Consider the following 20,971-nt stretch of genomic DNA (forward strand, 5'->3'; position numbering starts at 1 on the left):
GGAGGTGGTGTAATGAAAATTTTAAAAAGCATTCGTTTTAAATTTTTAATTTGTCTTCTGGGAATATCAATTTTACCGATTCTGATATTGTTCGGGGTGATTCTGAAAAACAATATGGAGTATTACAACAGCCAGATTTCAGTGGCAAGTGATAACGAAGTACAAAAAATGGTAACCGGTATTAACAGTACCTTTGTGAATCTGAATGATCTTATGACTTCATTGATTTTCAGTCAGTACGACAATGACAGCTGTATGCTGTCCATTTGTGAACAGGAAGGGGCTGGCAGAGAGCCCACGCCAATGGAGCGGCTTACCAACTACCGTAAATTTGAATATGTGAGCAGCAATCTTATTGGGAATAATACTTATGCCAGCGGGGTTTACCTGTTTACGGAAAGCGGTTATACATATTCGTTTGTAAAAAATAAAGAGTTTTATTTAGAAGAGGATTATCAAAATGCATCCTGGTATAAAAGTCTGCTGGACAGCAGGGAATTTCAGATTATTGAAACCTATCAGAGCAGGCACAGCAAGAGTCAGTCAATTCTTATGGCGAGGCGGTTTACGGATGTGAAGGGGAAACATACGGGGGTGCTGGCAGTAGTCTGCACGGATCAGATGTTTGATGCATTAGGAGAAAGTACGCTGCCCTGGGGGGAGAGCTTTTTGATGGATGCAGACGGGAAAACTATTCCCGCAAGCAGCGAGCCGGACAGGCGCGCTCCGGATGATATCCATCAGATTACGAAGAATAACAAAGGCATTATTTTTCGTAAGGATACCAATGATGCCTATATCTATGGCACGCTTGATATCAATGACTGGAAGATTGTATCGGAAGTATCCTTTGACAGCCAAAAACAGCTGTATACACAGAACATGGAATATTTGATACTTTTGATTATGGTCATCATTTTATTTGTCGTTATTCTGGGGTCTTTGCTGGAGCGGATGTTTATCCGTCCGCTGGTGGAACTTTCAGGGAGCATGCATGAGACCCCGATTACAGATTTGACCTTTCATCATAATTATCAGGAAAGAAAAGATGAGATTGGATCACTATATCGGCATTTTGATAAAATGATAAAGAAAATCAACTGCCTGATTGAAGATACTTATGTTGCGGAGATTAAATTTCTGAAGTCCAGACTGCGGAATCTGATGTCACAGATTAACGCTCATTTTATATTTAATACATTGGAGAATATCAACTGTCTGGCGAAAATTGAAAAGAATAACCAGATTGCAGTAATGTCAAAATCCCTGGGCGATATGCTCCGGTACAGCATCGAATATGAATCAGATGAGGAGACACTGGCAACGGAGATATCTCATATCCGTGAATATCTCAATATACAGGAGATCCGGTTTGGAAGCCCTATTCTGCTTAAGATAGAAAGTTCAGAGGAAATACTGCAAAGTCCTGTTTTGAAATTTATGCTGCAGCCGGTGATTGAAAACTCTATCGAACATGGGCTTGCGGGCGAGGAACCGCCGTGGATTATTGTAGTGCGGGCTTATCGGCAGGATGGGAAGACCATCATAGCCGTACAGGACAACGGGATAGGGATGGAGGAAGATACCTTACGGGAAGTCCGCAGGAGAATCTACCATCCCGAGCATTTGGCTGAGGATGCAAGATATGCCAGCATCGGCCTGTCTAACATTTATAAAAGAATACAGCTGCTGTATGGGGAAGAGTATGGACTGGAGATTGAGAATCTGGCGGGAAGAGGTGTGGAAGTAAAGGTCTGCCTGCCATTTCATGCAGGAGAAGAGGTGGAACAGTAATGGAATACCGCTATATTATTGTGGATGATGAAGTTTTAATCCGGAAGGGATTAATCAGTAAGATTGATGAAATCACATCATTGAAAGCTCTTTGTGTGGGAGAAGCAGCAAATGGGGTGGAAGGCCTTCGCGTCATAGGGGAAACAAATCCGGATATTATTATTACTGATATGAAAATGAAAAAAATGGACGGCGTAGAATTTCTGGAACGAATCAGTGAGCGATTTCCGGAAAAGCCGATCATTGTAATCAGCGGATATAAAGCTTTTGATTACATGAATAAAGCAATCGAAAAAAGAGTGATTGGATACGTACTTAAGCCTTTTTCCCCGGAAGAAATTGAAAAGCAGTTACAAAAGGCAATTGAACAGATTGAGAATCAGAAGAACTTTTTCATTTTACAGGAAAAAGCAAAATCACTGGATCAGCGGAAAATAAAGGACATTCTGCTCAGCGCCATTTTAGAACCATGGAATGAGGCACTGGAGGAAGAACTGCGTCAGAAGGGATGGGGACTGGATCATTATTACCTGCTAATATCTGTTTATACAAAGGACAGGAAGATTGCTGAAAATGCAGAACAAATATGCCGGTCTTATTTAAGCGATATCAGGCATGAATTTCTGCTGAATGGATTTGGAAGCAGCAATGGATTTCTGCTGCTTAGCTGCAGGGAAGAAAAACTGGTTTCCAAAATGGAAGTAAAAGCAGGGCATATAGCTGGTCATATCATGAAAGATGCTGCCGGAAAGATTTTTATCTGTATCGCAAAAGGGAGAAAAGGGTTTGGTGAGCTTCATAAGAATTATGTGAAAAATGAAAAACTGGTCTGTAATATCAGACTGGAGGATCAGAAAAGGCTGTTTTATGAAAATGAAGAAGAGCGGGACGAGGTATACAACCAGGAGTATATCAAAGATGTCTTTTTGAAAATCAAATACCATCAGGAACAGGCAAGAGAGATCATGGAGGCATATTTTGATCAAATGGATACGAAAAGATACTCCCTGAAAGCGATTGGAAATGCGTGTGAAAGCATTGTTTCAATGGTAAACCAGTATGCGGTGGGAGTGGGTGTGGATACTGATGATATCATGAGTGTATTTTATAAACGATATCTTTACTGCGATGACCTGGGTAAGATGAAAAATGAAATATCAGGTTATATTACGCTGATCATAAATTCTATTCAATTGAAAAGCCCGGATCAGAACCAGCTGTTTCATTCCGTTCAGGCTTATATCCAAAGAAATTATCACCGTAAACTGACCCTTCAGATGATTTCTTCTGAATTTTTTGTAACACCAGCGTATTGCAGCAGCCTTTTAAAAGAAAAGCTGGATAAAAGCTTTAATGAGTATCTGGGAGAGATCAGGCTGGAAAAGGCAAAGCAGTTATTAAAGGAAACAGATTTAAGTGCAGACCGTATTTCGGATGAAATCGGCTATTCCAATCCAAAATACTTTTTTAAGGTATTTAAAAAATTAACAGGTTTAACACCTTTAGAATATCGGGTAAAGGAGAAGAAAAGGAATGCTTTATAAATTAAAAACAGAGGCGCTGAGCGGGGAGGAGTTTCAGAATCCCGGATGTGAATACCGTGGAGCACCGTTCTGGGCATGGAACTGCAGGCTGGATCAGAAACAATTGTTGAAACAGATCTCTTATTTTAAAGAAATGGGGATGGGAGGATTCCATATTCACTGCCGTGTAGGTCTGGATACCGGATATATGGGCAGAGAATTCCTGGAGGATGTGAAAGCCTGCAAAGATGAGGCAAAAAGGCAGGATCTGCTGTGCTGGCTCTATGATGAGGACCGCTGGCCCTCCGGCAGTGCAGGGGGAATGGTCACCAGGGAGCAAGCTTACCGTTCCAGGTTTCTGGTATTCCAGCCGGAGAACTGGACGGACGCTGCAGAAGAGACACCTATGTCAGCGGCAAAAGCAGTGCGGAGTAATCATAACAAGTTACTTGCAAGATATGAGATTAAACTGGATCCGAAAGGATATTTAATAAGCGGACGGGTTCTAAAACCGGGAGAAGAAGGGGGAAATGTATGGACAGCCAGTTTGGAGATCTCAGGTGATACGCCGTGGTTTAATAATCAGGCTTATGTAAATACCCTGGATAAGAAGGCAATTGACCGGTTTATAGAATTGACCCATGAGGTATATTACAGAGAGCTGGGGAAAGATTTTGGGGGACAGATACCGGCTATATTTACGGATGAACCGCAGACCAGCCACAAGGAAGTACTGGATACACCCTTTACATATAAACCGGTAATTCTACCGTTTACAGATGATTTTGAGGATACTTTTTATAAATGTTTTGGCATATCGGTTCTGGATCATCTTCCGGAACTGATCTGGGAACTGGGAGAACAGAAGGCATCTCAGGTACGGTATCTGTACCACTTACATGTGTGCCAGCGGTTTTCAGAAGCTTTTGGGGACAATGTTGGAACGTGGTGCAGCAGCCATGGCATTGCACTTACCGGTCATATGATGAATGAGTGGACACTTCATTCCCAGACAATGGCAGCTGGGGAAGTGATGCGTCCGATGAAAGAATTTGGACTTCCGGGAATTGACATGTTATGTGACAGGCGGGAACTGTCCACCGCAAAACAGGCGCAGAGCGTGGCACACCAGTATGGGCGGGAAGGCGTAATGAGTGAAATCTATGGTGTAACCGGTTGGGATTTTGATTTTAGAAATCACAAACTTGCGGGAGACTGGCAGGCAGCTCTTGGAGTAACGGTCCGGGTTCCGCATCTGACCTGGGCTTCTATGGAAGGTGAGGGAAAACGGGATTATCCGGCAAGCATCGGTTACCAGTCACCATGGTATAAAGAATATTCCTATATTGAAAATCATTTTGCCAGGCTTGCAGCGGTGCTGACAAGAGGCATGCCAGGGGTACGCATCGGTGTGATACATCCAGTGGAATCCTACTGGATGTACTGGGGGAATCAGAAGCAGACTGCCGTCATCCGCCAGGAATTAGAGTATAATTTTTCAAATGTAATCGATTGGATGCTTTACGGGCTTCTGGACTTTGACTTTATTTCAGAAGCACTCTTAAGTGATGGATCAAAATCATTGCACGGCAGCAGGGAAAAGTTCTGCATGGGTGAAATGAACTATGAAGTGGTAATTGTCCCCGGATGTCACACACTGCGTTCCTCTACTGTGGATAAGTTAAAGGAATTCGCCGCACATGGTGGAAAAGTCATATTTATGGGAAATATCCCACGTTATGTAGATGCTGTGGAAAGTAATGCCGTAGTCCTCCTCTCACAACAATGTGAAAAGATCCAGTATTCATCATCCCAGCTGTTAGAAGCATTAAAACCCTGGAGAGATATTGATATCTGTGTGGAAAATACAGAGGGAAAAGACCCCACACGCATGGAGCACAGAGAAAACGGGCTACGGTCTGCAAATATGTTCTATCAGCTCAGAGAAGAGGAAGAGCGAAAATGGTTGTTTATCTGCCATGTAAACAAACCCCAAAATGAGCATATTACCCATATGGAAAAGTGGGAAATTTGGGTGAAAGGAATTTACAGCCCTGTGGTTTATGATACCTTAAGTGGTGAGATTTACGATATTCATGCTGATTATGCGGATCAAAAAACTAAAATAATATATTATGGGTCACAGCATGACAGTCTGTTGCTGGAGTTGAAAAAAGAAAAGCAGGAAGAAAAAAAGCAGCAAGATAAAAAGCAGCTAGAAAAGCCTAGCTTGTGCTATTCATGGGATAAAAGTGTGAGAGAAAAGAAAGATCTGCCCCAGCCGGATTCGTATCGCCTGACTGAGCCGAATGTATGTCTGCTGGATATGGCTGAATACGCATTTGATGATGGAGAATTCATGCCGGAGGAAGAAATCCTGCGCATTGACAATCTTTTCCGGAAAGAATTGGGTTATCCTCTTCGAATGGAGGCACTGGCACAGCCCTGGACGCAGAAAGAAGAAGAAATTCCCCGACATATTTTGAAATTAAGATTTACCATAAATTCAGAAACAGTAGTTGAATCGGCAGAAATTGCCATGGAACATCCGGAAAATGTGAGGATGGAGTGGAATGGTGAACCTATAAATGGAGCGGATTCCGGCTGGTTTGTAGATGAGTGCATCCGAAAGAGAAAGGTGGGACAGATAAAAAAGGTAAGAACCAATTGGTAATACATATCCCGTTTCAGAAGAAGACAAACGTGGAATGGTGCTATCTACTGGGAAACTTTGGGGTGCAGGTATCAGGCAGAATGAAGAAGCTGATAAAAATGCCCGGCGAATTACATTATGGAAACTTTGTAAACCAGGGATTCCCTTTTTATGCCGGAAACATGGAGTATGAGGTATCTGTTTATAGCAAAGAGGGCAGGCTCTGTCTGGAGACATCCCATTACCGTGGAGCGCTGATTACGGTAGATCTGGATGGAAAGAGAGGCGGAACAATTGCACTGGCACCTTATATTCTGGATCTGGGCGAGGTGAATGAGGGATGGCATCGAATGACGATACGTCTGTACGGAAACCGTATTAATGCTTTTGGAGCGGTTCATAACGCAGATACACAGGAAGAGTGGTATGGACCGAATCTTTGGAGAACCACGGGAAATAAATGGAGTTATGAATATCAGCTAAAGGAAATGGGGATTTTAACTACCCCGCAGTATTGGATTGCAGAAAAGGAGACAAATGATAATGAAGAACTTTAAGGACGGAGTATATCCGGTAATGCTAACGCCATTTACGGAGAAAAATCAGGTTAATTATGAAGCATTGGGGAAATTAGTGGACTGGTATATAGATGCCGGGGCTGCGGGGCTGTTTGCAGTGTGCCAGTCCAGTGAGATGTTTTATTTATCGTTGGAAGAGCGGGCAGCCATTGCAGAATTTGTGGTCAAAAAGGCTGCTAAAAGAGCATCGGTAATAGCATCCGGGCATATCTCCGATTCTCTGGATGATCAGGCTGAGGAATTACAGGCAATTGCAGAAACAGGTGTGGATGCAGTAATTTTGTTAACAAACCGCTTAGCAGAGGAAACACAAAGCGATGAGATCTGGCTGGAAAATCTGAAATATCTGCTGGAACGCCTGCCAAAAGACATGCCCCTTGGATTTTATGAGTGTCCTTATCCTTATAAAAGAATTATATCCCCGGAGTTATTAAAGTGGTGTGCCGAAACCGGACGTTTCTATTTTCTAAAAGACACCAGCTGCGATATTGAAAATATAAAGGAAAAATTAAAGGTGATTAAGGGAACAGAATTAAAACTGTTCAATGCCAATTCGGCAACTCTTTTGGAATCTCTGGAATTGGGTGCAAGCGGGTACAGCGGCGTAATGGCAAATTTCCATCCGGAAATTTACACCTGGCTCACCGGTCATTTCCGTGAACAGCCTGAAAAGGCAAGATTAAGGAATGATTTTCTTACCGTAGCTTCATTTATTGAATGCAAGGCATACCCGGTCAATGCCAAATATTATCAGATGCAGATTGGCAATTTTAATTCACTTCAAACGAGAACGAAAAGTCCGGATCTTTGTAATGATACCGGCAGAAAAGAAGTGGAACAACTGGACCGTCTGACAAAATGGTTTGAGAAAACATTATGAGAAAACATTATGAGAAAACAATATGAGAAAACAATATAAGTCCGGGACATTTTTTGATGCAGCACTTATTTGCATAGAGAATACCGGTAAAGGAGTAAATAATGAAAAAGGTATTGGTAACTGCCACAAACTATTCCAGGTACTGTGCTCCCGGTAAAAAACTGCTGATGGACTATGGTTGTGAAGTCATTGAAAATCCATATCAAAGACCTTTACAGTTTGAAGAATTAAAAGATCTGACCGGAGATGCAGACGGCGTAATCGCAGGTGTAGAATCCTGGAATGAAGAATTATATAAATTGTCACCCAACTTAAAAGGAATTGCAAGATTCGGGGTAGGAGTAGATAATATTGATCTTAAAGGGGCAAGAGACCATGGAATCACTGTTACAAACTGTCCGGGAGTGAATGCCACGGCAGTAGCGGAACAGGCGGTTAGCCTAATGCTATGCCTGACCAGGCAGATTCCCTGTCTGTATAATGCAGTGAGAGAAGGCAGGTGGGACAGAACCATGGCTCATGAACTGCGCAGCCGTACGGTGGGGTTGTTGGGATTTGGTGCGATAGCCAGAAATGTGGCAAAGAGATTAATGGGATTTGAACCCAGAGTGATTGCGTTTGATAAATACCCTGATTACAGACAGGCAGAGCAATACGGTGTAGAATTAGTCAGCATGGAAGAGGTGCTTAGAAACAGTGATATTATTTCCCTGCATTTGCCGGCAAATGAAGAAACCAGGCATATCATTAACGAAAAAACTATTTCCGAAATGAAAGACGGAGTTCTTCTGGTAAACACCGCAAGAGGAAGCCTGGTGGACGAGGCAGCACTGGCAGAAGCGCTGCAGTCAGGTAAGGCCGGGGGGATGGGGACGGACGTGTTTGAACAGGAACCGGCGGATGTTACGAATCCGTTGTTTTCCTTCCCGCAATACATAGCCACACCTCATACATCAGCGGAAACGTTTGAGAATTGTGAAGAAACTTCTTTGGTGACTGCGAAGGCACTGATTGATATATTTGAGGGCAGAGTGCCGGAAAATAAGTTGGAAGTATAAGCGAAAATTAAATAGGGATGCTAAAATGGCTGACAGTTAGAATTAATTCTGACTGCCAGCCATTTTTTGCATCAAGAATTAAACATTGAAATGGTAGAAATAACCATTTGTGCATTGACGGTTATTCAAATAGAATAAATGGTGTGCTTAAAATTACAGTATTGTGTGTTTGTTTATCCATATAATTTACCGGCACAAGCTGTTATGATAGAGAAGAAAAAGTGAAGAGAGGCTGTATATGTATAAAATAATTATTGCAGAAGATGAACCGTTAGCACTTCGTTCTCTGAAAAATATGATTGACCGTCATTATCCAGATATGCAGGTGGTGGGAGAGGCCCGGTCAGGCGAAGAGGCACTTGTTTTAATTGAAGAAAAATCCCCTGATATGGTATTTTCGGATATTCGAATGCCTGTAATGGACGGTGTTGAGCTGTTAAGGCAGATCAGGGCGCGCAATCTGGATATAGAACTGGTAATTATTAGCGGATATCAGGATTTTCAGTTTGCGCAGAGTGCTATTCGATATGGTGTTGTGGAGTATTTATTAAAACCAATCAGTTTAAATAAGATAAATACGCTAATGAATAAACTAAGAGATACTTTAAATGAAAAGTATCAAAAGAAACAGTATGAATGTTTTAGAAATTTAATCGTAAAAAATGATGCCACATTTTCGGGTATGAACAAATATTTGATGAATGACAGGTATTACATAGGGCTGATACGTAAAAAAGGCATTCCGTTTCGATATGGTATACAGATAAATGAACTGGAAATAAATTTTGATATGGATACCGGAGGACATTATTGGGTATTAGCATGCAGAGATGAATCCGAGGTTATTTTGATTTCAGACAGAGATATCGTAACAAAAATGAAAGAGTTTACCCGGGTCTGGTGCCGGGGAGAATATTATACTGCTGTTTATTCAGCAAAAAAGATCATGCTTCAAGACTTTGCGGATACAGTACATATACTGATAAAAGAAATAAACTCCAGAATTATAGTTTCAAAAACAACATTTATTGAGCTTAGCAGTTTAAAGCCTCAGGAAGATTATATAGTAGCCCTTACAGACTCGGTTATTGATCAAATAACTCATTATATTAAGGATTATAAGATTGAAGAACTTAAAAAAGCTATAATCCGCTTATTCAGTGAATGGGAAAGAAATGAATGCCCGCTTATTCATGTTGAGAAAAGCCTGCGGACAATCTTCTATTTTGCGTCAAAGTATATCCATACAGATACACTGGAAGACAGCATGCTGCTTGAAGAGGCGGTATGTTATGCCAACAATATGGGGGAATTAATGGAGAGCTTCTGGTTTGTTCTGCAAAGAAGCATTTCCCGGGGGAAGCCGGAAACAGAAAAAACTGGTAAAGAGATCTTTCTGGATTCCATAGAAGATTATCTGAATAATCATATAAATGAAGTTTTAAGTATGGAGATGGTCTGTGATTACTTTGGAATTTCACAAACATATTTTAGCAGGCTGTTTCGAACATATAAGAAAACATCATTTAAAGAATATTTTATGAAGATGAAAGTAGAAAAGGCAAAGGAGGTTATGCGTTTACAGCCCGATTTAAGGTTATGGGAAATAGCAAAAATGCTTGGCTATGAGGATGCTGCTTATTTTAGCCGTGTGTTTAAAAATATTACAGGGGAACTGCCGTCTGATTTTCAAAGAAGATTTGAAAAAAATTTTGAGGAGGATAAAAGGGATGTTAACAGGTGCAAAGTGGATTTGGGAAGAAAATAATCGATCAGATAATGACTGGGTTTATTTTAGAAAGAATTTTAAGGTAGAAAAAGAAGGTGATTATATTCTTTCTATATCAGCAGATACCAGATATTTCCTATATATAAATCAGAACTTATGCGTTCTGGACGGCGGGCTGTTCCGGGATGCATATGGTGAAAATAGTGGATATGCAGACAAGGTTGCCATTACGGATTTTATAAAAGCCGGGGTGAATGTTATGGAAATTCTTGTATGGCATTACGGTAACGGAGGAAGGAACAATGTGCCTCTTAAATCTGCAGGCTTGATCTTTGCATGTGAGGAGCTGGCTCTATACAGTGACTCTGCAACGAAGTGCCTGCGTCATCCATGTTATTTCGAGACAGACAAAGCGGAGCCATCCTATTTATATGGAGGTTTCAATATTGGCTATAATGCAAATTACCGAATAAATGACGAAATGCTTAAAGATGCTGTTGAATACTGTTGGGAAGATTTTGGGAGTCTTTATGAGCGTCCGGTTCCTCTGTTTTCTTTTTCGCCTGTCATTTCCGCAGAATATAGGAAATCTGACGGAAGATATGTATTAAAATTACCTACCGCCCTGCATGTCATGGCCTATATGGAAGTTGAAGCTGAGGGGAATGAAACCATAGAGATCAGAAATGACCGTTATACAGTAAATGGAGGGCCCGGAGATGAGATGAATCAATATGCGGGGCACATGACGGAATACATATGCCAAAAAGGATATAACCAATACCTGAATTATGATTATATGGCTTGTGAGGAACTCCATTTTTATATCCCGGATAGTGTTTCCATTATAAGGCTTGGATACCGTATTTGTGAGTATGATACGAAATTAATGGGTGTAATGCACACTGATAATGAGGAAGTTAACACTTTGATGAAAAAATGTGCCAGAACATTAAAATTCTGTATGAGGGATAATTTTATGGACTGTCCTGACCGGGAGCGGGGGCAATGGATCGGGGATGTCTCAGTCCAGGCACCTCAGATCTTTTATACATTGGATCGGAATGCGGTTTTACTGCTTAAGAAAGCTATACATAACTTCATCTCATTAAGAAAAGGTGATTGTCTGGTGGGTAATGTACCGGGTATCCATTCTAGCGAGCTTCCGTCCCAAAGTTTAAATGCAATCAGTGAATTAGGGATGATATCAGTCTACTATGAATTTACCGGGGATAGAGAGATTCTGGAAATGGCATTTGAACCTATGGTTCGTTACCTGAGGCTGTGGGATATGAATGAAGAGGGGATCGTAGAGAGCAGAACAGGTGACTGGTACTGGTTTGACCATCTGTATAACCAGGATAAGATTGTGTTGGAAAACACATGGTATTATATGGCACTCTCTTTTGCGAAACGTGTTGGGGAATGTCTGTCCAGGTTAGAGTACCATGATTTTCTTACAAACCGTATGGCCTCCATGGAACAGAAATTTGAAGAGCATTTTTGGAAAGGCAATTATTACGGAGTGGGTGAAATCGTAGATGAAAGAGCAAATGCATTGGCTGTTCTGAGCGGATTGGCGAAGCGCGAGCACTATGAGGATATTAAAAAAATTCTGATAACAACTTATAATTGTACACCTTATATGGAGGTGTATGTAAGTGAAGCACTTTTTAAAATGGGATATACCAGGAGTGCGTTTAGGAGAATTATGAACAGATATATGCCTCTCATTCAAAATGAAAATGCAACCTTGTGGGAGGACTTTGCTATTCTGGGGACCAGGAATCATGCGTGGAGCGGAGGCCCTATGACCCTGTTCTATCGTTATCTGGCAGGTGTGAAGATAGATTGTGGTGAAAAAGTAGTTTATCTGTGTCCGGATTTTACCATAATAAGGGAACAAAAATACTCCATGCAGGTAGCCGGTGGAATTTTGCAGGTTGAAATGATATGTGAGGAAAACGTCCTTCAAATAAAGATTGATAATAAGACCCCTTATCAGGTACGAATAGAAAAAATAAACTTACCGGAGGGGATGGAAGAAGATATTCTGCGTCAATTACCAATGGTATTTTAATGGAGTGCTGAAAAATCCTGTCCTCTGTGTGAGTTTGTCTATGCAATTAATTTTTCAGCCATGGTAACATAATTTTACAAACAATAGTTAGGAGGAAAGAATATGAAGAAGAGATGTAAAGGATTAGCGTTAATTGTAAGTACAGCGATGCTTATGATGTCACTTGCCGGATGCAGCGGTGGTACTGCTGAGGAAACAAATGCAGCGAAAACCCCGGATACCGGTGCAGCAACAGCAGGAGCATCTGAACCGGCGGATACGCAGGGGACACAAGGAGAGGGTAGTAAAGAACAGCAGACGGTTACTTTACTGATGGATCGTGAGACTCCTCATGAGGGGTTAAACGCAGTTATTGCTGCTATAGAAGAAAAGTATAATATAGTGACAGAAGTGGAAGACATACCAAGTGGGACAGAGGGACAGAATATAAGGCAGACAAGATTTGCCACGGGAGATATGTCTGATATTACATTTTTTAATTCGGGTTCCTTATTAACCACGATGGATCCTGCTAAAAACTTTCTTGATCTTACAAATGAACCTTATATCAATAACATCGAAGAAAGTTATCTAAAGACTGTGACTGTAGAGGGAAAGATCTATGGAGTACCTGCAAACTCCACACAGGCGGGAGCATGGATGTATAATAAAAAAGTTTATGAAGAACTGGGGCTTACCGTGCCAAATACTTGGGATGAATTACTGGCAAATTGTGAAAAGATCAAAGAAGCAGGAAAAACACCTGTAATTGGTGCATATGCGAGTCCTGGATGGGCTCAGTTAATTTTGCTCTCTGATTTCTACAATGTACAGGCACAAATGCCGGATTTTGCAGAAAAGTATTCCGCCAATAAAGCAAATTTTGCAGATACTCCCATTGCGTTAAGAGGTTTTGAAAAACTTTATGAAATTGGTGAAAAAGGATATTTCAATGAAGACTTCCTGGCAGCAACTCCGGAGGACGCTTATAAAATGCTGGCGGAAGGCAGTGGAGCCATGTTCCCCATGTTGTCCGGGGCCCTCGCATCTATTGCAGCATCTTATCCTGATCAGATAAATGATATCGGTATGTTTGCGCAGCCCGGAGACGCAGCTGATCCAAATGGTCTTACTGTATGGCAGCCAAATGCTTACTATATCAACAAAAACGCGGAAAATCTGGAAGCAGCGAAGAAGTGGATTGAATTTTTTGTATCGAAAGAAGGAGTAGAAATATTTGCCCAGGCAGAGAAACCATTAGGTCCTTATGTTGTAAAAGGAGTGGAATTGCCTGAGGATGTTTATCCAGCAGTCAAAGATTTGCTTCCTTATTTTGAATCCGGGAAAATTGCTTCGGCACTTGAATTTGAATCTCCTGTTAAAGGACCCAATCTGCCACAGATATGTGTTGAGTGTGCAAGTAATATGACAGATGCTAAGAAATGTGCAGAAACGTATGATCAGGACGTAATCAAACAGGCAAAACAGTTAGGACTTGAAGGCTGGTAAAAATTATTTAAACAGGTCTGCAGATGTCTTGCAGATCTGTTTTTATAAATGATGATGGAGGTTGTGATGAATAAAAAATTTTACTCTTACTTGTTTTTGGCACCGGCTGGAATTATTTTTGTAATCATCTTTCTGGTTCCAATGCTGTCTTCCTTTTTCTTCTGTTTCACCAGGTGGACTTTGACAGAGTGGCAGTTTATAGGATTTGAGAACTTTAAAACATTTTTAATGGAACCATCTTTATCGATTGGATTTAAGAATACGTTTATTTATGCTTTTGTAACATCCGGTTCAAAGGTTGTGATAGGACTCTTATTGGCTAATTTTTTGTGCTCCAAGTTAAAGACTAAGAATTTTGTGAGAACGATTGTATATTTCCCAAATCTCATTAGCGGATTGGCAGTTGGAATAACGTTTTTGAGTTTAATGCATCCTACGCGGGGACTGATTAACCAGGCATTAAATGCTCTGCATCTTCCGTCTGTTGATTGGCTGGGGAATCCAAGTCTTGCACTTTTATCAGTAGCCTTTGTGGATGTCTGGAAAGGAGTTGGAGTGGCAACCGTAATCTATATATCAGGTATTATGGCAATTCCTCAGGAATACAATGAAGCCCTTATGGCAGATGGCGGTAATGCATGGGACAAATTTTGGAACATCACGGTTCCCCTGTCCTGTTCTTCCAGAAATACCGTAATCCTGTTATCCTTAATTGGAGGGCTGAAAAGTTTTGAACTAGTCTGGGCGATGACAAAGGGGGGACCCGGATTTGCAAGCGACCAGCTGGCTTCTATAATATACAAACAGTATTCCGCCGGATTTTATGGTATATCAACTGCGGGGAATGTCATTCTATTCCTGCTAATTTCAATTGTAATTGTTCCGTTATATATAAACCTGACAAAAAAGGAGGTGGAATTATAATGAAGCGGATCCAGAGGATATTAATAGAAGTTTCGGCAGTTCTCCTTTCCCTTATCATTTTTGGAATCCCATTTCTCTTTGTACTGCTTACATCTTTTAAAGATAAGATGGAGGCAGGGGAAATGAGCATGAGTTTACCTCAGACATTACATATTGCAGAAAATTATTTAACGGTACTACAGACAAAGCATGGTATGATTATACGGGGATTTTACAATAGCGCGCTTATTACTTTTTTCTCACTGGCAATTATGATAATCGTATGTTCCATGGCAGCATTTGTACTACAGAGACGCAAAGGTAAGCCTGTAACAATTATTAATCTGGTGTTTATGCTCGGGCTCATGATGCCTCCGGCTATCGTCCCCACCATATGGGTTTTGAGCGGACTTGGTTTGTTTAAAACACTTATTGGCATTATATTAGTAGAAGTAGCACTATTTACACCATTTTCCATAATGGTTTACAAAGGTTATATTGCCACGATTCCAAAGGAATTAGATGAGGCAGCACTAATGGATGGATGTGGACGAATGAAGTTTTTTGTTAATATTATTTTCCCCTTATTGAAACCTGTAACATCCACTGTTATTATTTTAGTATCCGTTAATATATTTAATGATTTTGTGAATCCTTTATATTTCTTTCCGGGTGCGAAAAATGTCACAGTGCAGACATCTATTTATAATTTTATGGGGCAGTATGCAAGTTCCTGGAATTTAGTTTTTGCAGACGTTGTTTTAATTACAATCCCACCGCTGATTCTATTTCTCATATTCAATAAAAAGATTATTGGTGGAATGACATCTGGTGCTGTTAAGGGGTGAGCGCGTCCAGAAAAAAGGGCGATTGGTTTAGTGGGTGGAAATCCCACACGTACGGTTTTGGAAAGGAGTTCGTATTTTAAGGTGCAAAATTATAAGACACGCTCTAAAGTAAAGAGGGACAATAGGATGAGCTTTCGTAATAAAATTTTTGCAGCATTCTCTATCGTTACAATTGTATTAATCATGGCAATCAGTGTTGTTTTCTATTACTACAGTTCAGAAACACTGGAAGAAAACAGTAAAGAAAATTTAAAGGTCATGACAGATAAACTGGCAAATCAACTGAGTCAATTGCTAAAACCCATGGAATTTATTTCATGGGATTTTATTGCGAGCAGGGAGTTTATGGAGGAAATGGCCACCATTACCTATATTAAACCGGATACGATAGAAGATGCCTATGATATTAATAGAGCCCAAGTGAATATTAATCAGATTATACACCGGGATTCTTTATCACAGAATTTTTATGGGGTAAATGTATTTAATAAAAAAGGGGATTTTTTTACCAGTAATAATAATAATTATGTCAAACCACAAAATAGTAAGAGTATTGTAAACCAGCTGCCGTGGAAAGAACAGGCGCAACAGGCCCAGGGGAAAAGTATTTTAATAGCGCCGTATGATGATCCCTGGGAAAATTCACACCAAAAAGTCTTTGGTCTGGCGAGAGTGTTAAGAGGCCATAACATTGATATGGGATATATTGAAGTACAGGTAAAAAACGAAGAGTTTGAAAATATTTTTATTCTGCCTCAGCAGGAGGAATATCGTATTGTTGTCTTAAATGATGATCAGGTATTATATCAAAAAAATGTTGAAAATACAAGACTGCTGGAGTATTATCAGGAAGTTGCTGACAGGGGAATTGATCAGGTTACGGATTACAAAAATCCCCATCTAAATAATAAAGAAATATTTGGAAAAAAAATAATTCCTGATTGGAAAATCACAATTTTGCTGGTACAGGATTACAGTAAATTAATGAGTCCGGTATACGACATGCGCAGGATAGTCATTGCTATTGGGTTGATCAGTGCCTTTATTGCTTTTATTGGAATGAGTGTTTTTTCAAAGTATCTGACCAGACCCATCAGGGAACTCCAACAGTGTATGGAGTCAATTGAGATTCGAAATCTGCCTGAACAGATTGTGTTAAAAAATAAGGGGAATGAGATCGAGGCACTGAATCAGTCTTTTCAGGATTTAAGAACACGACTGAACGATTCCATTGAGCGTGAAATACAGAATCATTCTCTTGTGCTGCAAGCAAATCTGGATATGCTTCAGGCGCAGATTAATCCCCATTTCCTGTTTAATGTTCTTAATATGATCTCAAATAAAGGAATGGAACAGGAAAATTATGAGATTGGAGAAATTTGTGAGGCAATTGCAAATCTGCTGCGTTACACCACATCAACGGGACAGAAGACAGTTACTTTAAGTGATGAAATAGACTACACAAAAAATTATTTAATGTTAATGGAGAAAAGGTTTGAGGACAGACTGAAATGTGTTGTTGATATAGATGAAGAAATGATGAAAATGGAAATGCCAAAAATGATCCTGCAGCCCTTGGTAGAAAATGCGCTAAATCATGGATATAAAAATACGACCAAAACAATGTACGTTTCTATTTATGGCGTTATAAAAGAAAATATATGGAAAATTACAGTAAAGGACAGCGGAGAAGGATTTGAAGAAGCTGTTTTATCGGAAATCAGGAGTCAGATGGTCAGGGTACGGAATAAAATTTTTCTGGAAAAGGAATCATTAGAATTGGAAATAGGAGGAATGGGGATTGTAAACACCTATCTTCGGCTGCTGCTATGTTATGGAGAATGTGCTGATCTGAAGATCAGGAATAACGAGCAGGGTGCAGAAGTGGAGTTATCAGCGCCGTGGAACAGATTCTAAAAACTAATTATTTATCATTATAACGTACAGGAAAGTGCCGGCTATAGAGAATTTGTATAGCTGGCACTTTTTTAATCTCCACCAAAACCTCATCATCTATTAGAGTTGTACAAACCCCCGCGAGCGTTTATAATAAAATCATAATTTAATTCATATTCGTCAAGGAGGACATGCAGTTGAAATTCAACGATCTATCCATCAAGAAAAAGTTTTTTCTGATATTGCTGGTGTTTATTATCCTGCCTTTTTGCTGCATCAGTTTCTGGCTGTATAATATGATTACCAGCAGCTGGCTGCAAAAAGAGTATGAAAGCCAGTATAATCAATTATCGGTGGTATCAAAGGCAGCCGAAATCCAGCTTAAAGAATACGAAAGAATTATTGGCACCATCTATAATGATGAAGATATTTTAAAGAATCTAAATAAAAATCAGAAGATCCCGATTGATTACGTGGAGATTACGGAATTTCTGCGTAATCTGTTAAAGAGCGCAGACCATATTGACGGTGCCTACTTTTTCGCGGCGAACGGAGAGACCTATTTTCAGGATAGCTATTCAGGGGCATCCTATATTGACGTTTATCATTCTCATCCGGAATGGGTGCAGAAAATAGATGAACTGGATGGGAGTCTTGGATGGATTTCTACATTTCAGGTGAAGCCAAAGGGAAGCACTAAGGAGGAAATGAGTTATATATCCTGTGCCATGCTGGTAAAAGATATCAGTCATAACTGGGCGAAACGGGGAGAATTTATACTGAACATAAACATTGATTTATTTGAAGATTTATTTGAAAAGCTGGAAGTAAAAGATAAGTCCACATTATTGATAGCGGATGATATAGGGAATATCATCTGGAGTAACGATGCATCCTTAGATGAGTCCCTGGATAAAAGTGTGTTGTCCGATATCCTGAAATCGGAAGATAGTTATACGGAACAAAATTACAGGAATAATCCTTACATAGTTGTAAAACAGGCGTCCGCTTATAATGACTGGAATTATATATCAATGATTAAAAAAGATGAGGTGCTGAAAACAAGGGAATGGGTTGTTTCCGTTGTTGCAGCACAGATTCTGTTAGTATTGCTGTTCTGTGTTTTCGGGGCTGTGGCAATACAGGTATATATTATCAAGCCGATACAGAAAATGGTGGTTGTGATGAATACGCCGGATCCGGATTTTATGAAGAATAAATTGTATATTGATCAGAAGGATGAGGTGGGAAGCCTGTATCGAAGCTTTAATGATATGAACAGCCGGATCTTAAATCTGATTGAGAAAAATAATGAGGCGAATAAAAAAGAAAAGGAATACCATATACAGGCACTGAATGCCCAGATTAATCCGCATTTTATGTATAATACACTGGATACTATTAATTGGATGGCAAAGGATTTAAAGGCAAAGGATATCAGTAAAATGATTACTTCTCTTTCCCGGATTTTAAGATATTCCATCAGTAAGAAAGAGGATATTGTTACCCTGGAGGAGGAAATAAACTGTATTAAAAATTATCTGAACATTTACGAAGAGCGTTATGAGAAGGCTTTTACGTCTGAGTTCCAGATCGACGCCGATATCCTGGAGTATAAAACCTTTAAAATGCTATTGCAGCCATTGGTAGAAAACAGCCTGACCCATGGATTTTCCCGGCAGATGAAAGGAGGTCATATACAGATAATAGGGAAAAAAGAAGGGGAGGATGCTGTGCTTCGGATTATCGATAACGGAGCAGGGATGACCAGGGAAAGAATATTTTATGTCTTATCACAAGACAGTGACAGAATAGGACTTAGTAACATCAATCAAAGATTAAAACTGCTGTACGGGGAAAAATACGGTTTAATAATTGAAAGCAGGCCGGAAGAAGGCACTGAGATTATCATACATTTTCCGCCAAAGGCAAAAGAGATGTAATATTGGGGGGAACAGCAATGTTAAAAATACTGGTTGTTGATGATGAACCGAGAGTAAGGAGAGGGATCTCCAATCTGATACAGGAATACGATGATAAATATGAACTTGCAGGCTGCTGTGAATCTGCGGCAGAGGCTATTGAATTTTTTACCAGGGAAGTGCCGGATGTTGTGATCACCGATATTAAAATGCCTCATATGGATGGCTTGGAGCTGATTAATTATCTGAAGCACCGTTACCAGAATCTGGAGTTTGTGATTTTAAGCGGATACGGTGATTTTGAATATGCAAAGAAAGCACTGCAGTATCAGGTATATGATTTTTTGCTGAAGCCGGTAGAGGAAGAAGAATTCTATAAGGTACTGGATGCGATTGCGAAAAAGAGAACTGAGAAAAAGATGGAAAATCAGGAGAGTGCGGAGGATAATCATTTTTTTAATCTTTTGAAGACAAGTGCTAAGGAGGAGGAACTGCATTATTTAAATGTATTGGGATTTACCGAAAAAAAAGAACTTCACAGAGTTATGATTATTGAGACACAGTATGTTAATGCTGCGGCACTGAAATCAGTGGGCGGAATGAAGCGGATGCTAAAACAGGAGATATATTCCGATCTTAAGGTATATAACTGCTTTGATAAACAGTCCGTGCTGATCTGGAACCGGAAATGGGACCCTGAAGAATTTGCAAAGAAAGCCGAGCTGCTTCTGCAGAATTATAACTGTAAAGTACTCGTAGGGGTCAGTGGGGAAGCGAGTGACTATTTGATGCTGAAAGAGCAGTATATGCAGGCAGTGGTTGCATTAAAGAACTGCATTTACCAGCGGTTTCAGACCATTTTCACTTATGACAAAGACCGGATGGATCGGGAAATACGGTTTCCGGACGAGATTATGGGGAGAATGGTAAATGCGATGAAAAGCCTGAATGAAGAAGGGCTGTGTGCACATATTAAGGATCTGATGAGCGTTTATAAGGAAAGCAACTGCAGTATCCTGAGGCTTAAAAATCATATGATGTTCCTGGGTACTAATTTAGAGCGGTTGTGTGAATCCTTCGGCATAGATCCGGGATATAGTAAGAATATCCTGTCTTTCACCGCCAACATTGAAGAAATGAAAACTTTTTCTGAGCTGGAGGAGGTATTAAGCAGCAATATCGCTGAAATATCTGCAGGAATCCGCCAGATGAAAGAGTATAAAACAAAATCTTACCGGATGAACAATATTATGAAATATGTGGATGAAAATTTTACCCGGGATATTTCTTTGCAGGAAGTGGCAGAGTATGCAAACCTTTCGGTTGGGTATCTGAGTAATTATTTTAAGACTGAGGCAGGCATGAACTTTGTAGAGTATATTACATACCGAAGGATGGAGAGAGCAAAGGAGCTGCTGGTCAGCACCAATGATAAGGTCTACCATATTGCGGAACAGGTAGGATACACCAACTCCCAATATTTTACCACGTTATTTAAAAAACAGATCGGAGTAACACCGGCTGAATACCGGCAGTATTTATAGAGGATTAAAACAATAGTAGTGTGGGGGCAGAAGCAATGCGGCTTTTGTGCCCATATTTTTATGCTGATCTAGCAG

Annotated in this window: 14 protein-coding genes; all 14 read left to right on the forward strand. The window is 40.2% G+C overall.

From position 1 onward, the window contains the following. Positions 1-12: 12 nt before the first annotated feature. The 14 genes from CD03_RS36445 (at position 13) to CD03_RS0124100 (ending at position 20,896) form a co-directional block, all read left to right on the forward strand. Positions 13-1,794, forward strand: coding sequence for a cache domain-containing sensor histidine kinase (locus CD03_RS36445; protein ID WP_027295806.1), 1,782 nt, complete (start codon positions 13-15; stop codon positions 1,792-1,794). Next, a complete protein-coding gene (locus tag CD03_RS0124045) occupies positions 1,794-3,338 on the forward strand; it encodes a response regulator transcription factor (protein WP_027295807.1) in 1,545 nt (514 codons plus the stop codon). The genes CD03_RS36445 and CD03_RS0124045 overlap by 1 nt, the downstream gene beginning before the upstream one ends. Then, the gene (locus tag CD03_RS34635; RefSeq protein ID WP_242849147.1) at positions 3,328-5,991 is read left to right on the forward strand and encodes a hypothetical protein; all 2,664 of its coding nucleotides are present in this window, start codon (positions 3,328-3,330) and stop codon (positions 5,989-5,991) included. Before CD03_RS0124045 ends, CD03_RS34635 begins: the two co-directional genes overlap by 11 nt. Beyond that, the gene (locus tag CD03_RS38650; RefSeq protein WP_242849148.1) at positions 5,985-6,527 is read left to right on the forward strand and encodes a hypothetical protein; all 543 of its coding nucleotides are present in this window, start codon (positions 5,985-5,987) and stop codon (positions 6,525-6,527) included. The genes CD03_RS34635 and CD03_RS38650 overlap by 7 nt, the downstream gene beginning before the upstream one ends. Continuing rightward, a complete protein-coding gene (locus tag CD03_RS0124055) occupies positions 6,514-7,428 on the forward strand; it encodes a dihydrodipicolinate synthase family protein (protein ID WP_156043019.1) in 915 nt (304 codons plus the stop codon). Before CD03_RS38650 ends, CD03_RS0124055 begins: the two co-directional genes overlap by 14 nt. Positions 7,429-7,529: 101 nt before the next feature. Further along, a complete protein-coding gene (locus CD03_RS0124060; RefSeq protein WP_027295809.1) occupies positions 7,530-8,486 on the forward strand; it encodes a phosphoglycerate dehydrogenase in 957 nt (318 codons plus the stop codon). 238 nt (positions 8,487-8,724) lie between these two features. Then, complete coding sequence (locus CD03_RS0124065) at positions 8,725-10,254, forward strand: response regulator transcription factor (protein WP_027295810.1); 1,530 nt, start codon at positions 8,725-8,727, stop codon at positions 10,252-10,254. Then, a complete protein-coding gene (locus CD03_RS0124070) occupies positions 10,217-12,295 on the forward strand; it encodes an alpha-L-rhamnosidase-related protein (RefSeq protein ID WP_027295811.1) in 2,079 nt (692 codons plus the stop codon). Before CD03_RS0124065 ends, CD03_RS0124070 begins: the two co-directional genes overlap by 38 nt. Before the next feature lie 102 nt (positions 12,296-12,397). Then, on the forward strand, positions 12,398-13,783 hold the full coding sequence (locus CD03_RS0124075; RefSeq protein ID WP_027295812.1) for an ABC transporter substrate-binding protein: 1,386 nt from the start codon (positions 12,398-12,400) through the stop codon (positions 13,781-13,783). Between the two features lie 66 nt (positions 13,784-13,849). Further along, positions 13,850-14,707 (forward strand): carbohydrate ABC transporter permease, encoded by an 858-nt coding sequence (locus CD03_RS0124080; protein ID WP_242849149.1) that lies wholly within the window; start codon positions 13,850-13,852, stop codon positions 14,705-14,707. Next, positions 14,707-15,534 carry a carbohydrate ABC transporter permease gene (locus CD03_RS0124085; protein ID WP_027295814.1) on the forward strand — a complete coding sequence of 276 codons (828 nt, stop codon included), beginning with the start codon at positions 14,707-14,709 and terminating at the stop codon, positions 15,532-15,534. Before CD03_RS0124080 ends, CD03_RS0124085 begins: the two co-directional genes overlap by 1 nt. Positions 15,535-15,660: 126 nt before the next feature. Beyond that, the gene (locus tag CD03_RS0124090; RefSeq protein WP_027295815.1) at positions 15,661-17,451 is read left to right on the forward strand and encodes a sensor histidine kinase; all 1,791 of its coding nucleotides are present in this window, start codon (positions 15,661-15,663) and stop codon (positions 17,449-17,451) included. 176 nt (positions 17,452-17,627) lie between these two features. Next, positions 17,628-19,373, forward strand: coding sequence for a sensor histidine kinase (locus CD03_RS36450; protein WP_027295816.1), 1,746 nt, complete (start codon positions 17,628-17,630; stop codon positions 19,371-19,373). A gap of 17 nt (positions 19,374-19,390) precedes the next feature. Then, positions 19,391-20,896: a response regulator transcription factor gene (locus CD03_RS0124100; RefSeq protein ID WP_027295817.1), complete on the forward strand. Its 1,506-nt coding sequence runs from the start codon at positions 19,391-19,393 to the stop codon at positions 20,894-20,896. Positions 20,897-20,971: the final 75 nt, after the last annotated feature.

Origin of the sequence: Robinsoniella sp. KNHs210, assembly GCF_000686105.1 — a bacterium.
Lineage (GTDB): Bacteria > Bacillota > Clostridia > Lachnospirales > Lachnospiraceae > Robinsoniella > Robinsoniella peoriensis.